At 74.3% G+C, this 14,215-nt stretch carries 13 protein-coding genes; 6 read left to right on the top strand and 7 right to left on the bottom strand.

The features are described from left to right. Nucleotides 1-5: 5 nt before the first annotated feature. From ACVV2G_RS12750 to ACVV2G_RS12720, 7 genes are all read right to left on the bottom strand, one after another. A complete protein-coding gene (locus ACVV2G_RS12750; protein WP_371238151.1) occupies nt 6-956 on the bottom strand; it encodes a VOC family protein in 951 nt (316 codons plus the stop codon). Continuing rightward, nucleotides 937-2,064 (bottom strand): 4-oxalomesaconate tautomerase, encoded by a 1,128-nt coding sequence (locus ACVV2G_RS12745; RefSeq protein ID WP_453842783.1) that lies wholly within the window; start codon nt 2,062-2,064, stop codon nt 937-939. Before ACVV2G_RS12745 ends, ACVV2G_RS12750 begins: the two co-directional genes overlap by 20 nt. Next, nucleotides 2,061-2,768 (bottom strand): 4-carboxy-4-hydroxy-2-oxoadipate aldolase/oxaloacetate decarboxylase, encoded by a 708-nt coding sequence (locus tag ACVV2G_RS12740; protein ID WP_453842782.1) that lies wholly within the window; start codon nt 2,766-2,768, stop codon nt 2,061-2,063. The genes ACVV2G_RS12745 and ACVV2G_RS12740 overlap by 4 nt, the downstream gene beginning before the upstream one ends. Continuing rightward, nucleotides 2,765-3,517 carry a PIG-L deacetylase family protein gene (locus ACVV2G_RS12735; RefSeq protein ID WP_453842781.1) on the bottom strand — a complete coding sequence of 251 codons (753 nt, stop codon included), beginning with the start codon at nt 3,515-3,517 and terminating at the stop codon, nt 2,765-2,767. Before ACVV2G_RS12735 ends, ACVV2G_RS12740 begins: the two co-directional genes overlap by 4 nt. 49 nt (nt 3,518-3,566) lie before the next feature. Next, on the bottom strand, nt 3,567-4,217 hold the full coding sequence (locus tag ACVV2G_RS12730; RefSeq protein WP_371238155.1) for a GntR family transcriptional regulator: 651 nt from the start codon (nt 4,215-4,217) through the stop codon (nt 3,567-3,569). A gap of 868 nt (nt 4,218-5,085) precedes the next feature. After that, nucleotides 5,086-6,159: a FecCD family ABC transporter permease gene (locus ACVV2G_RS12725; protein WP_453842780.1), complete on the bottom strand. Its 1,074-nt coding sequence runs from the start codon at nt 6,157-6,159 to the stop codon at nt 5,086-5,088. Further along, nucleotides 6,156-7,208 carry a FecCD family ABC transporter permease gene (locus ACVV2G_RS12720; RefSeq protein ID WP_453842779.1) on the bottom strand — a complete coding sequence of 351 codons (1,053 nt, stop codon included), beginning with the start codon at nt 7,206-7,208 and terminating at the stop codon, nt 6,156-6,158. Before ACVV2G_RS12720 ends, ACVV2G_RS12725 begins: the two co-directional genes overlap by 4 nt. Nucleotides 7,209-7,386: 178 nt before the next feature. On the opposite strand from ACVV2G_RS12720, the gene fes reads away from it, so the two are divergent. From fes to ACVV2G_RS12690, 6 genes are all read left to right on the top strand, one after another. Then, a complete protein-coding gene (fes, locus tag ACVV2G_RS12715; RefSeq protein WP_453842778.1) occupies nt 7,387-8,715 on the top strand; it encodes an enterochelin esterase in 1,329 nt (442 codons plus the stop codon). A gap of 196 nt (nt 8,716-8,911) precedes the next feature. Continuing rightward, nucleotides 8,912-9,886: an ABC transporter substrate-binding protein gene (locus ACVV2G_RS12710; RefSeq protein ID WP_453842777.1), complete on the top strand. Its 975-nt coding sequence runs from the start codon at nt 8,912-8,914 to the stop codon at nt 9,884-9,886. Next, complete coding sequence (locus ACVV2G_RS12705) at nt 9,886-10,665, top strand: 2,3-dihydro-2,3-dihydroxybenzoate dehydrogenase (protein WP_453842776.1); 780 nt, start codon at nt 9,886-9,888, stop codon at nt 10,663-10,665. The genes ACVV2G_RS12710 and ACVV2G_RS12705 overlap by 1 nt, the downstream gene beginning before the upstream one ends. A 40-nt stretch (nt 10,666-10,705) precedes the next feature. Further along, complete coding sequence (locus tag ACVV2G_RS12700) at nt 10,706-11,935, top strand: isochorismate synthase (RefSeq protein WP_453842774.1); 1,230 nt, start codon at nt 10,706-10,708, stop codon at nt 11,933-11,935. Continuing rightward, on the top strand, nt 11,932-13,560 hold the full coding sequence (locus tag ACVV2G_RS12695) for a (2,3-dihydroxybenzoyl)adenylate synthase (protein ID WP_453842773.1): 1,629 nt from the start codon (nt 11,932-11,934) through the stop codon (nt 13,558-13,560). Before ACVV2G_RS12700 ends, ACVV2G_RS12695 begins: the two co-directional genes overlap by 4 nt. 21 nt (nt 13,561-13,581) lie before the next feature. Beyond that, nucleotides 13,582-14,214: an isochorismatase family protein gene (locus tag ACVV2G_RS12690; RefSeq protein ID WP_453842772.1), complete on the top strand. Its 633-nt coding sequence runs from the start codon at nt 13,582-13,584 to the stop codon at nt 14,212-14,214. The last annotated feature ends 1 nt before the right edge of the window (nt 14,215 follow it).

The following is a 14,215-nucleotide window of genomic DNA, read 5'->3' as shown; positions in this document are numbered from 1 at the left end:
CCCCGCTAGGCGACGGGCGGGGTGCCGTGGGTGTGGAAGGACGCGATGGTCTTCAGACCCCAGGCCTGCCCCTTCGCCCGTTCCGCCTCGGTCCAGGTGACGATCGGCCAGTCGGGGGCCAGCACCAGGCGGGTGAGCGGGTTGCACAGCTCGATGCGGTTGCCGCCCGGCTCGTAGACGTAGAGGAAGAAGGTCTGCTGGATGGCGTGCTTGTGCGGGCCCGTCTCGATGAACACGCCGGTGTCGATGGCGAGGTCGGCGGCGCGCAGGATGTCCTCGCGGGTGTCGGCCGCGAAGGCGATGTGGTGGAGGCGTCCCGAGGTGCCGGTCCAGTCCTCGGTGTAGACGATGTCGTACGACTTGTCCGTGAAGGTCAGCCAGCGGGCGGCGATCCTCCCGGAGTCGAGCCGGATCTGCTCGGTGGGCCGGGCGCCCAGGAGCTGTTCCTGGAACTCGGCGTTGGCGAGCACGTCGGCGGCGAGGAAGTTGACGTGGTCCAGGCGGCGTACGCCCACGCCCCGGTTGGGTTTGGCCTGCGGCTGGTTCTTCAGCGCCGGCCGCAGCTCGTCCGGTGCTTGGTAGTACTCGCTCTCCCAGTACAGGGCGTGCTCGTGGCCGTCGGGGTCGGTGGTCAGGTAGATCTTGCCGAGGCCCGGTTCGTCCTCGGTCCACGTGCCGGGCCGGCCCGCCGCCTCGAGCGCCGCCACCCTGCGCCGGAGCGCCTCCTCGCTGGAGGTGCGCAGCGCGAGCCGACCGAGGCCGGGGTGCTCGCGGGCGGTGAGGACCAGGCTGTGGTGCTCGTAGTCGTCGTAGGTGCGCAGGTAGACGGTGTCGCCGTCCTGACCGCTGACGGTCAGGCCCAGGTAGTCCGTGAAGAAGGCGACGCTCGCGTCCAGGTCGGGCGTGAACAGCTGGGCGTGGCCGACGTGGGCGATGTCACCGAGCGGCGGAGTCATGGGGGCCTCCAGGGCGTTGTGCGGGGATCGGTGCCGTCTCGGCGGACCGCGGGAAGACGGTGCCGTCGAAGATCTTCCGTGCGGTGCGCACGACGGCGGTGCGGCGGACCACGGCGGGCTCCGTGCCGGAACCCGGGTCGACGTCGACGCCGACCTCCAGGAATCCGGTGGGGTGCTCGACGCGCAGGCGGTCGCCGGAGTGCGGGAGGACCGCGATCGGCTCCCCCACCCCGCCGGGCAGGCGGAGTCCGGCGGCCACGCTCGCGGCGCCCAGTACGCCGATGGAGGTGTGGCAGCGCACGGGGACGAAGGTGCGGGTCATGACCGCGCCGCCGTCCGCGGGCGGGGCGAGCAGGGTCAGCTTGGGCACCGTGGTGCCCGCTACGTCGCCGAGGCCCATCAGCCGTCCGGCGGCGAGCCGGATCTCCCGCAGCCGGTCGGCGAGCGCGGCGTCCTCCTCCAGATCCCCGGGCGTCTCGTAGCCGGTGACCCCCAGTGCGGACGCCGGGATCAGCACGACCGGCATGCCGTTGTCGACGCAGGTCACCTCGGTGCCGGCGACGGTGTCGCGGACGTTGCCCGTGGGCAGCAGGGGGCCTGCGCCCTGCGGGAACTCCAGGACCACCGCGGCGGCGGTCCCGGGCACGCCGGAGATCTCGGCGTCCCCGGTGGGGTCGACGCGTCCGCCCGGGGTGGGGAACGTCGCGACGGCGAGTTCTCCGGTGTTGCGCATGCGGACGCGTACGGACGTCTCCTCGTCCCCGGCCGCCACCAGCCCGCGTTCGACCGCGAACGGGCCCACCCCGGCGAGGATGTTGCCGCAGTTCTGCCGGTCGGTCACCTCGGGTGTGTCCACGGCGACCTGGAGGAAGAGGTAGTCGACGTCCGCGTCCGGGTCGGCCGACCGGGAGACCACGGCGACCTTGCTGGTCAGCGGGTGGGCCCCGCCCAGGCCGTCGATCTGGCTCGGGTCGGGGCTGCCCATGATCCGCAGCAGCAGCCCGTCGCGGGCACCGGGGTCGGCGGGCAGGTCGTCGGCCAGGAAGTAGGCGCCCTTGGAGGTGCCGCCACGCATCAGCGTGCAGCGCACCCCCTCGGAGCCGGTCACGGCCGCTCCTCCGCCGTGTACTCGTCGTACGACTGGTAGGTGACGCCCAGCTGCTTCAGCTTCTCCCGCAGCCCGTAGCGGTCCAGGCCCAGTTGTCCCTCGACGAACGCCGCGCGGGCGCCGGCCTCCTTGGCCTCGCGGGCCTCGGACGCCTCGGCCGTCCGCCGGGCGCGTTCACGAGGGACGACCACCACGCCGTCGTCGTCGGCGACGATCACGTCGCCGGGGCGGATCACCTGGCCGTCGACGGCGACCGGCACGTTGACCGAGCCGCCCGTGGCCTTCACGGTGCCCTGGGCGGAGACGGCCCGGGACCAGGCGGCGAAGCCCATCTCGCGCAGCTCCTGGGTGTCGCGGAGGCCCGCGTTGATGATCAGACCGCGCACACCGCGCCGCTGGAGGGCGGTGGCGAAGAGTTCGCCGAACATGCCGTCGGTGGACGGGGAGGTGGTGGTGACCACCAGGACGTCGCCCTCGCCGCACTGCTCCACGGCGGCGTGGATCATCAGGTTGTCGCCGGGCCAGCTGAGGACGGTGACCGCGGTGCCGGCGATGCGCACCCCCTGCTGGACGGGGCGGATCTCCGGGCCGAGCAGACCGGTGCGGCCCATGGCCTCGCTGACGGTGGCCACGCCGTACCCGGCGAGTGCCTCGACGTCCGCGGCGGCGGCCTTCGGCGGGCCGGTGACGATGACGCCGCTCATGCCAGCTCCTTCGCGATCTGCGGGTACGGGCGCATGAACGCCTCGGCCATGGTCTTGTGGGCCAGGCCCAGGTTGGGGCCCGCGTTGCGCTTGAGCTGGACGCCGCGGCGGACGGCGAGGTCGGTGTAGTAGTCCCACAGGTGCTGCTGGGCGGCGAGGCACTCCATGGCCTTGCGCTTGGTCTCCCACACCTCGGTGATGTCGAGCAGGACCTCGGGCCGGAAGCCGCTCATCTCGGGCTGGTGCGGCTCGAAGTAGAAGACCGGCGGGGCGCCGATGATCTCGCCCTCGCCCGGGTAACCGATGGCCTGGGCGAGGACGCGGGCTTCGAGGGCCATGCGGTTGGCGGCCGGGTGGTCGCCGTTGTACGGGTCCTCGACCGGGTGGGTGAGCACCACGTCGGGCTGGGTGGCGCGGTATACCTCGACGAGCCTGTCGGTCAGCTCGGGCGTGGCGGTCAGCGGGTAGTCGCCGGCGTCGAAGAAACGGACCTCGGCGCCGAGGGCGGCGGCGGCCCCCTCGGCCTCCTCCCGGCGGATCGCCTTGATCTCCTCCAGCTTCTTCCCCTCGCGCCAGGCCTTGGCGGACTCGCCGCGCTCGCCGAAGGTCAGGCACGCGATGGTGACCTTCTCCCCGCGCGAGGCGGCGAGGGCGATGGCGCCACCCGCCCGCCACACGAAGTCCCCCGCGTGCGCGGTGACGACGAGTGTCGAGCGTGGGGTGGCGGCGGGCGCGTTGCCGTGCGTCATGGATGCTTCTCCTTGGTGAACAGGTGACGCCCGCCTCGACGCGTGTGTGTCAGTCGCGCAGCGCCTCGATCACACTGGTGAGGTGGGCCCGGACGGCCGCCTCGGCCGCCTGTGGGTCCCTGGCCTCGATCGCCTCGATCATGGCCAGGTGCTCGTTCAGGGATTGCTGCGGACGCCCCGGGCGCAGCGCCAGCTGGAAACGGTGACGCACCAGTTGGGCGTTGAGCCGCTCCAGCAGCTCCACGGCCGTCCGCTGCCCGGAGAACTCCCGGATCCTGGCGTGGAGTTCGTGGTTGAGGTCCGAGTAGGTCAACGGCTCGCCGGCGGTCACGGCCTTGCGCATGGCCGTGCCCAGGCCCCGCAGTTCACCGAGCTGCTCGTCGTCGACGGCGGCGGCGGCCTTGGCCGCGCACAGCCCTTCGAGGACCAGGCGGCATTCGGTGATGGCCACCGCCTCCTCGACCGTGACGACCCGTACCCGTGAACCGCGGTTGCGGATGCGTTCCACGAGCCCCTGGGACTCCAGGTCGATCAGCGCGGCCCGGATGCTGGCCCGGGTCACGCCGAACTGCTCGGCGAGTTCGTTCTCCACCAGCCGCTGCGCCGGTGCCATCTCGCCGCGCAGGATCGCCTGCCGCAGCTGCCCGAGCGCAAGCTGTTTGGCCTGCTCCCCGGTGCCCGGACGGGCTTGTTTCGGCATGGTTGCCCTCCCTGAGTGAGTGCCTGTCGAACGTAAATCTAGCCAAACAAGATTGTCAACAATTTCGTCTACCGTATTCCCGCCTTCCGGCCCGCACCGGCCGCTCAGGTCCGGTCGGCGCGGTGCCCCCGGGGAAGCGGTGACCGCCTCGTCCCGGTGATCGTGAGACGACCGGGAACCGCTCCGCCCCGCTGACCGCGTCCCGTGCGGCGCCGGACGCCGCTCCTCTCCCTCGCCCCGCACCCCCGGGCGGGCGGGGAGGTCGACGACGTGCTGGACGGCGAGGCACCGCGGAGCGCAAGGCGGTACCGGCCCGGTCACACGAGCCGGCACCCCCGCGGACGCACCCGCCCGGCGCCCCGGCACAACTGCACGGCCCCCGGCACGGGAGGGCGGCGGCGAGCCGCTCCGGGGACACGCCGACCAGGGCCGTCCATCCATCGGGCGCACCGCCGGTGACGGGCGCCCCGGCGGGTGACGCGGGCCGGGGTGCGTTCGATCCAGGTCGCTCCCGGGGTAGGCGGGGCGGAGGGGCCGGGAGGCCGGGGGCCACCCGTCGTGGCGGGGCACACCTCAGTCCCGCTCAGGGAGGCGGGCCGCCGGGGGCGGAGGTGCGGGGAAGCCAGGAGGCCCCGGGGGCCACCGGTCGTGGCGGAGCACACCGCAGTCCCGCTCAGGGAGGCGGGCCGGCGAGGGCGGGGGGCCGGGAGGCCGGGGGCCACCCGTCGTGGCGGGGCACACCGCAGTCCCGCTCAGGGAGGCGGGCCGGCGAGGGCGGGGGGCCGGGAGGCCGGGGGCCACCCGTCGTGGTGGAGCGCACGTCAGTCCCGCCCGGCGGCCGGCTCCCCCGTCACAGCCGGGAGCCCCGTCACAGCCGGGAGCCCCGGTGCTCCGCGCGCAGCAGCCAGGCGAGGTAGGCCCCGCCCGCCACGCCGGTCACCACACCGACCGGCAGCAGGGCGGAGCCGGTCAGGCGCTGGGTGACCAGGTCCGCGGCGGTCACCAGGAACGCTCCGGTCCACCCGGCGGCCAGGACGTTCGGGCCCGCCGCCCGGGTCATCCGGCGGGCCAGCTGCGGGGCGGCCATCGCCACGAACGGGACGGGGCCGGCCGCCGCCACCGCCAGGGCGGTGAGACCCGTGCCCGCGCCGAGCAGCACCAGGCGGCTCCGCTCGGGCGGCACCCCGAGCGCGGCGGCGGAGTCGTCGCCCATCTCCAGCATGGTCAGCCGTCGTCCGTACGCCAGGACGACCGGCGCCAGTGCCACCAGGCCCAGCGCGGCGACTCGGACGTCGTTCCAGTCCCGGGCGTTGAGCGAGCCGATCGTCCAGGCGGCGGCCTGCGCGGCCTTGCCGATGTCGGCGCGCAGGTACAGGAAGCTGGTCGCCGCGCCCAGCACCGAGGAGGCGCCGATGCCGACGAGGACCAGCCGGTATCCGTGCACCCCGCGCTTCCAGGCCAGCAGGTAGACGGCGGCGGCCGTCGCCGCACCGCCGCACACCGCGCCGACGGCCGTCTGCGCCGCGCCCGCGTCGAGGACGATGATGGCCACGAGGGCGCCGGCCGAGGCGCCGTTGCCGAAGCCGATGACGTCGGGGCTGCCCAGCGGGTTGCGGGTCAGGGACTGGAAGACGGCGCCCGCCATGCCCAGCCCGAAGCCGACCAGGGCGGCCACCAGGGCGCGGGGCAGACGCAGGTCGAGGACGACGAACCCGGCGCCCGGCGGCCCGTCGCCGGCGAGTGTGCTCAGCACCTCGGGCGGGGACAGCTCGTAGGTCCCGGTGCCGATGGCCAGCACCATGGCGCCTGCCGTGAGCACGGCGAGCACCACGCAGACCAGCAGGGTCCGGGCGCCGTAGCGCAGCGACCAGCGGCCGGTGCGCAGCAGTCCGCGCCGCACCTCCGCGCGGGCCCGCACGGGGGTGTCCTTCACGAGGCTCACAGCTGGGCCACCTTCCGCTGCCGTACGAGATGGATGAAGAGCAGTCCGCCGAGGAACGCGGTGACCGTGCCCACCTCGATCTCGGACGGCGGCATCACGACGCGGCCGATCACGTCCGAGACGAGCAGCAGCACCGGTGCGAACACCGCACAGCAGGGGATGAGCCGACGCGGGTCGGGCCCGCAGAAGGCGCGGGCGGCGTGCGGGATCATCAGGCCGATGAAGCCGATCGGCCCGCACACGGCGGTGGCGCCGCCGCACAGCAGGGTGATGGCGATCACGGAGAGCACCCGCACGCGCCGCACCCGGGTCCCCAGTGCCCGCGCGTGGTCCTCGCCGAGGGCGACCGCAGCGAGCGGCCGGGCCAGGGCGAGGGCGAGCACGGCGCCGCCCAGGAGCAGCGGCGCCACGGTGACCAGCAGGGAAACCTCGCGGTTGGCCAGGGTGCCGACCGACCAGAACCGCATCTCGTCCAGCGTGCTCAGGTGCCACAGCGAGAGGCCGTTGACGTAGCCGAACAGGGCCGCGTTGACGGCGGTCCCGGCCAGCGCGAGCCGCACCGGCGTCGCCCACCGGCCGCCGCCGAGGGCGTTGACGGCGGTGGCGGCGAGGGCCGCGCCGGCGAGTGCGAACCACAGGTATCCGGTGAACGACGTGATGCCGAGGACCCCGATCGCGGTGACGACCGCGGCCGACGCGCCCGCGTTGACGCCGAGGAGTCCGGGGTCGGCGAGCGGGTTGCGGGTCAGGGTCTGCATGACGGCGCCGCCGAGGCCGAGGGCGGCGCCGACGGCGGCGCCGATGAGCGTGCGGGGCAGCCTCAGGTCCCGGACGATCGCGTCGTTCTCGGTGCCGGACGGGTCGAACAGCGCGGACCAGACCTGGTCGAGCGGTATCTGCCTGGCTCCCACGGCCAGGGAGAGGGCGGTCGCCCCGACGAGCAGGAGGACGCCGAGGAGCAGGCCCGCCGCGCGTCGGGGGGCCCTGGTGCGGGGCCTCTTCCCGTCCTGCTCCCTCCTCGGTGGGGCTGCGGCCGTCGTGGTGCTCACGAGACGGCCGTCCGGGGGGCGGAGCGCCGGACGACGGGCACCGAAGCGTCTAGGTGCAGGACACACATTCCAGTGGACATGTGCTTAGCTTAGGCTAGCCTTACCTTGGCTGTTGACGATTTCGTCGGCAGTTCCGCCTGCCCTGCACGCTCCGACCAGCGGTTCACGGAGAACACCGATGACCACGCTCACTCGATCCACCCCTCGCGGTGCCACCGCACCGGACATCCGCCCGGAGCGGGTGACGGGACCGCGCGTCGCGCGGCTGCTGGAGGCCGTGGAGGGGGCCGACGACGCCCGACGGGCGGCCCTGGCCGCCGAGTTCTGGCAGGAGGCGGAGAGTCTGGGCACCCCGCTCGTCGAGGTGTTCGACGGTGCGCCCGGCCATCGGGCGGTCACGTTCCTGTGGCGGGGTCACCGCGCCACCCGGCAGGTGCTCTTCTTCGGCAACCGCCTCACCGACCGCGCCCACCTGGCCGGTTCACTGCTGGAGCGGGTTCCGGGCACCGACGTCTGGCACCTGGGGCTCCGGCTGCGCGCCGACCACCGCGGCTCCTACCGGCTGGCCGCCGACATCTCGCTCCGGGAACCGCCCTCGGACCCGGACGGACTCCAGCAGCGGCTGCGGTCGCTGACCGCGTTCGCCGCGGCCGACCCGCTCAACCGCCGTACCGTAGCCACCCGCCGCGGCGAGTCCGACGCCTCGGTCTTCGCCCTGCCCGACGCACCCGCCCAGCGGTGGGCCGGGCGGCGGGGCACGGTGCCGGCCGGGCGGGTCGAGCGGCACCGGGTCCCGGGCTCGGCGCCGGTCGGGGACCGGGACGCCTGGGTCTATCTGCCGCCGGGTCACGAAGCCGGCACCCGTGCGCCCCTGCCGGCCGTGGTGCTGTGCGACGGCGACATGTGGTTCGGGCGGCTCGGACTCGGCGACACGCTGGACGCGCTGATCGCCGACGGCGCGCTGCCGCCGCTGGCCGTGCTGGCACCGGACGCCGTGGACCGGCGGACCCGTTGGCGCGACCTCGGCGGCCGGGAACCGTTCGTCACCTTCCTGGCGGACGAGTTGCTGCCCTGGGCGGCCGGACGCTGGCCGCTGGCCACGGACTCCGAACGCACCGTGGTCGCCGGGCAGAGCCTCGGCGGCGTGACCGCGCTGTACGCCGCGTACCTGCGGCCCGACCGGTTCGGCAACGTCCTCGCCCAGTCCGCCTCCCTGTGGTGGCGGCCCGGACAGCCGCCGCCGGCCGGGCCCAAACCGCCGGTCCACGGCACGCCCTGGCTCGTCGCCCGCTACGCCGCCGGAACCGCCCGGCCGGTGCGCGTCCACCTGGACGTCGGACTGCACGAGGGCGTCATGGTCGACCACAGCCGCGCCCTGTACGACGCGTTGCGCACGACCGGCCACCGGGTCACCCGCACCGAGTTCAACGGCGGTCACGACTACGCCTGTTGGCACGGCGCTCTGGCGGACGGACTGGTCCGCCTGCTGGGCGGCCCCACCCCCTGACCCGTCGCCTCGCGCACCCTTCCGCCCGCCGGCTCCCCTCCCGCGCCTCCCCTTCCCCGTCCCGCCCGCACCTTCCCCCGTCTCGCCCGCCTTCCCTCGTCCAGACCCGTTTCCCCGTTCCCATCTCCCCGTCCCGCCCCCGTTCTCCGTTTCCCGTTTCCCGTTTTCCACCACCCTTCCGAGGAGCGACTCCTTCATGTCCCCTGCACGTGCCTCCCGCAGAACCGTCCTCGCCTCCGCCGCCGTCGTCACCGGAGCCCTGCTCCTGACCGGCTGCGGTGACGACGGCGGCGGCGACAGCGCGGGCGGCTCGGAGGCCGGCACCCGTCAGGTCACCGACGCCACGGGCCGCAAGGTCGACGTGCCCGCCGAGCCGAAGAAGGTCGTGACGCTCAGCGAGCCCACCCTGGACGCCGCCCTCGCGCTCGGCATCGAGCCGGCCGGCGCCACCGCCGGACGCGGTCAGAAGGGCGTGTCCACGTACCTGGCCGACAAGGCGGGCGCGGCGCAGGTGGTCGCCACGGTCGCTGAGGCCGACATGGAGAAGCTGGCCGCGCTCCAGCCCGATCTGATCCTGCTCGACGAGACCACGGCGGTGAAGGGCGAGGTCTCCAAGCTGGAGTCCATCGCCCCGACCGTGGTCACCGCCAAGCTGAACGAGGACTGGAAGAAGGCCTTCACCGCCACGGCCGACGCGCTGAACCGGAAGGCCGAGGCCGAGAAGATCCTCACCGGCTTCGACTCCGACGTGACGGCCGCCAAGGGGAAGCTCGGCGAGAACGCCGGAGCGGTCGTCAGCGTGATCCGCTGGCAGAACAAGGCGCCGTCGGCGGTCGGCCGGGGCGTGGGCCACGTGGGCGCCACCCTGACCGCCCTGGGCCTTCAGCGGCCCGAGGACCAGCAGGGCGTGGGCACCGGCCACAGCGAGCCGGTCAGCCTGGAGAAGCTGTCCACCATCGACGGCGACTGGCTGTTCTTCGGCACCCTCGGCGAGAAGGCCGACGGCGAGGAGGCGTACGCCGAGGCCCAGAAGGTGCCCAACTTCAGCAGGCTCAAGGCCGAGCAGGAGGGCCACGTCGTGGTCGTCCAGGGTTCCGCCTGGAACAGCGCCGGCGGCCCCCTGGCCGCCCGGATCGTCCTGGACGACGTGACGAAGGCGCTCGCCTCGTGATGCCCGGACTCGACGGCCGGCTCGCCCTCGTGACGGGGGCGGGCCGGGGCATCGGCGCGGCGGTGGTCACGGCCCTCGTCGAGGAGGGCGCCCGCGTGGTCGCCACCGACCTCGACCCCGCGGGCGTGGAGACACTCGCCGCCCGGCACGACGGGCGGGTCACCGCCCGCCCGCTGGACGTCACCGACGCCACCGCCGTGGACACGCTGGTGGCCGAGACCGAGGAGACCCTCGGCCCGCTGGACATCGCCGTCAACGTGGCCGGCATCCTGCGCGACGGACCCGTCGCCGGCCTCTCCGACGAGGACTGGGCAGCGCACTTCGCGGTCAACACCACCGGGGTGTTCCACGTCTCGCGCGCCGCCTCCCGCCGCATGGCCGGGCGTGGCCGCGGCAGCATCGTCACCGTCGCCTCCAACGCGGGAGGCGTCCCCCGCGCGGGCTTCGCCGCCTACGCCGCGTCCAAGGCCGCCGCGGTCATGTTCACCAGATGCCTGGGCCTGGAGGTCGCGCGGCAGGGCGTGCGCTGCAACACGGTCTCCCCCGGCTCGACCATGACCGACATGCAGCGCGCCCTGTGGACGGCGGGCGAGGAGGAGGCCTCCGCCCGGCGGGTGATCGAGGGCGACCCGGCGGCCTACCGCACGGGCATCCCGCTCGGCCGGATCGCCGACCCCTCCGACATCGCCGACGCCGTCGTCTTCCTGGCCTCCGACCGCGCCCGGCACATCACCATGCACGACCTGTACGTCGACGGCGGCGCCACCCTGCGGGCCTGACCCGGGCCCTCGGCACACGTCCTCCCCACTGGAGACAGCCATGTCCCTTTCCCTGCACGAACCCCTGCACGAACCGCTGCCCGACACCCCGCACCGGCCCACCGGAGCACCGGTCACCCCCGGCGCCGCGACCGCGCTGCTGGAGTCCTACCGCCCCGCGACCGACCGCTTCCTCGCCACCCCCCACCGCACGCTCCTGGGACGCGGCACCGCCGCCGGGATACCCGAGGACTCCCGTCCCCCGGCCCGGCGGGTGCGGGAGACGCTGGAGGCGCTGCGCCGCCCGGGCGCCCCCGTGCCGGTGGTCGTGGGGGCGCTGCCCTTCGCCCCGGACGCCCCGGCCGCGCTGGCGGTGCCCGACTCGGTGCGCTGGGCACCGCCCCTGCGCGAGGACCCGCTGATCGCGCTGCCCGTGCCCGAGGACCGGCACCGTCCCGAGTGGCGGGTCCGGGAGGTCCCGGCCGCGGGACGGTACGGCGAGGCGGTCGCCGCCGCGGTGGCGCGGATGCGGGCCGGGGAGTTCGACAAGGTCGTCCTCGCCCGCACCCTGGAGCTGACCTCCGCCCGGGAACCGGACCTGCCGGCCATGCTGCGCCGCCTGGCCCGCCGCGACCCGGCCGGCTACACCTTCGCCGTGCCGAGCGGACCGGGCCGCACCCTGGTCGGCGCCAGCCCCGAACTGCTGGTCTCCCGCCGGGGCGGCCGGCTCACCGCCAACCCCCTCGCCGGATCGGCGCCGCGCAGCACCGACCTCGCCGAGGACGTGCGGCGCGCGGCGGCTCTGCTGGAGTCCGAGAAGGACCTGCACGAGCACGCCGTCGTCGTGGCCGCCGTACGGGAGGCCCTGGCGCCCTTCTGCCGCGCGCTGGACGTGCCCGAGCGGCCCACGCTGGTGCGCACCGCCGCCATGTGGCACCTGTCGACCACGGTCACCGGCGAGGTCTCCGCCCCGGACACCACCGCCCTCGACCTGGCGTCCGCGCTGCACCCCACCCCGGCGGTCTGCGGCACGCCCACCGAGCGGGCCAGGCGGGTGATCGCCGAGTCGGAGCCCTTCGACCGCGGCGCCTACACCGGCATGGTCGGCTGGCAGGACGCCGACGGCGACGGCGAGTGGGTGGTGACGATCCGCTGCGCCGAGGCCGAGGGCACGACCCTGCGGCTGTTCGCCGGCGCCGGGGTCGTGGCCGCCTCCACGCCGGAGGCCGAGACCGCGGAGACCGCAGCCAAGTTCCGTACCTTCCTGCACGCCGTAGGAGCAGCACTGTGACCCTCACCCCCGGTGTGGACGCCCCCACCTGGCCGCCCGAGTTCGCCGAGCGCTACCGGGCCGCCGGTCACTGGCGCGGCGAGACGTTCGGCGGCATGCTGCGCGAGCGGGCCGCCGCCCACCCCGACCGGATCGCCCTGGTCGACCCGGCGCCCGAGCGCCGCACCTGGACGTACCGGGAGCTGGACGCGCGCGCCGACCGGCTCGCCGCCGGGTTCCTGGCACGCGGCATCGCCAAGGGCGACCGGGTCGTCGTGCAGCTGCCGAACGTCGGCGAGTTCGTCGAGGTGGTCTTCGCCCTGTTCCGCATCGGCGCGCTGCCGGTGTACGCGCTGCCCGCCCACCGCGAGACGGAGATCTCCCACTTCTGCTCCTTCACCGAAGCCGTCGCGTACGTCGTCCCCGACCGGCACGCCGGTTTCGACCACCGGGACCTGGCCGCGCGGATACGGGAGCGGACGCCGGGACTGCGGCACGTGTTCGTGGCCGGGGACCCCGGTGAGCACACGGCGCTGAGCGAGGTGCCGTGCGAGCCGTCCGGTCCGTTCGACGGGCCCGAGCCGCACGAGCTGGCGTTCCTCCAGCTCTCCGGCGGGACGACGGGCCTGAACAAGCTGATCCCGCGCACCCACGACGACTACCTGTACTCGCTGCGGGGCTCCGACGAGATCTGCGGCGTGGACGACGACACGCGTTTCCTGGTCGTGCTGCCGGCCGCGCACAACTTCCCGATGAGTTCCCCGGGCTGGCTGGGTGTCCTGTACGCGGGCGGCACGGCGGTGCTCGCCCCGAAGCCCGATCCGGCCACCGCGTTCCCGCTGATCGAGGCCGAGCGGATCACCATGACGGCCCTGGTGCCGCCCCTGGCCCTGGTGTGGACCGAGGCCGCGTCCGCCACCGGGCACGACCTGTCCACCCTGGAGCTGGTGCTGGTCGGCGGCGCCAAGTACAGCGAGCAGGCCGCCCGCCGGCTGGAGCCCGCGCTCGGCTGCACGTTGATGCAGGTGTTCGGCATGGCCGAGGGCCTGGTCAACTACACGCGGCGGGACGACGACACCGAGACGGTCGTCACCACGCAGGGCCGGCCGATCTCCCCGGACGACGAGGTCCGCATCGTCGACGACGAGGACCGCGACGTCCCCGAGGGCGAGTTCGGGCACCTGCTGACCCGGGGTCCGTACACGATCCGCGGCTACTGGCGGGCCCCCGACCACAACCGGCGGTCCTTCACCGAGGACGGCTTCTACCGCACCGGCGACATCGTGCGCCGCACCCCGACCGGCCACCTCGTCGTGGAGGGCAGGGCCAAGGACCAGATCAACCGGGGCGGCGAGAAGATCGCGCCGGAGGAGGTCGAGAACATCATCCTGGCCCACCCGTCGGTGCACGACGTGTCGGTGGTCTCGGTGCCCGACGAGTACCTCGGCGAACGCTCCCTCGCCTACGTGATCCTGCGGCGGGGCGCCGAGCCGCTGAAGCCGGTCGCGGTCAAACGGTTCGTCCGGGAACGCGGCATCGCCGCCTACAAGGTCCCCGACCTCGTCGAATTCGTCGACGCCTTTCCCCGGACCGGCGTCGGCAAGATCAGCAAGACGCAGTTGCGGTCCGCCGCCGGACAGGCCTGACCGTACCGAGAGGACTCCCCCATGACACTCCCCGCCATCGCCCCCTATCCGCTCCCGGCACCGGACGAACTCCCGGAGAACCGGGTGTCCTGGACCGTGGACCCCGCGCGCGCCGTCCTGCTCGTGCACGACCTGCAACAGCACTTCCTGTCCGCCTTCCCCTCCGGCGAGCAGCCCCTGACCGGCATGCTCGGCAACACCGCCCGTCTGCTCAAGGAGTACCGGCGCCTGGGCGTGCCGGTCCTCCACTCCGCCCAGCGCGGTGGTCAGACGCCCCGGCAGCGGGGCCTCCAGCTCGACTTCTGGGGGCCCGGCGTCCCCGACGACCCGGAGAGGCTCGCCGCGCCCGAGGCCGTCGCCCCCGAGGCCGGGGAGACCGTGCTCACCAAGTGGAAGTACAGCGCGTTCGTGCGCACGGGGCTGGCGGACCTGCTGCGCGAGGGGGGCCGCGACCAGATCGTCCTCACCGGCGTGTACGCGCACATCGGCGTGCTGATGACCGCCGCCGACGCCTGGCAGCGGGACGTCCAGGCGTTCGTCGTCGCCGACGCCGTCGCCGACTTCTCCCGCGCCGACCACGACATGGCACTGCGCTGGGCCGCCGGCCGCTGCGCGGTCGTCACCACCACCGACGCGCTCCTGACGGAGGTCTGAC

It is taken from the genome of Streptomyces sp. JK94 (assembly GCF_053613315.1).
Note: the sequence above shows the minus strand (reverse complement) of the source record. Positions and strands in the feature narration are given on the sequence as shown.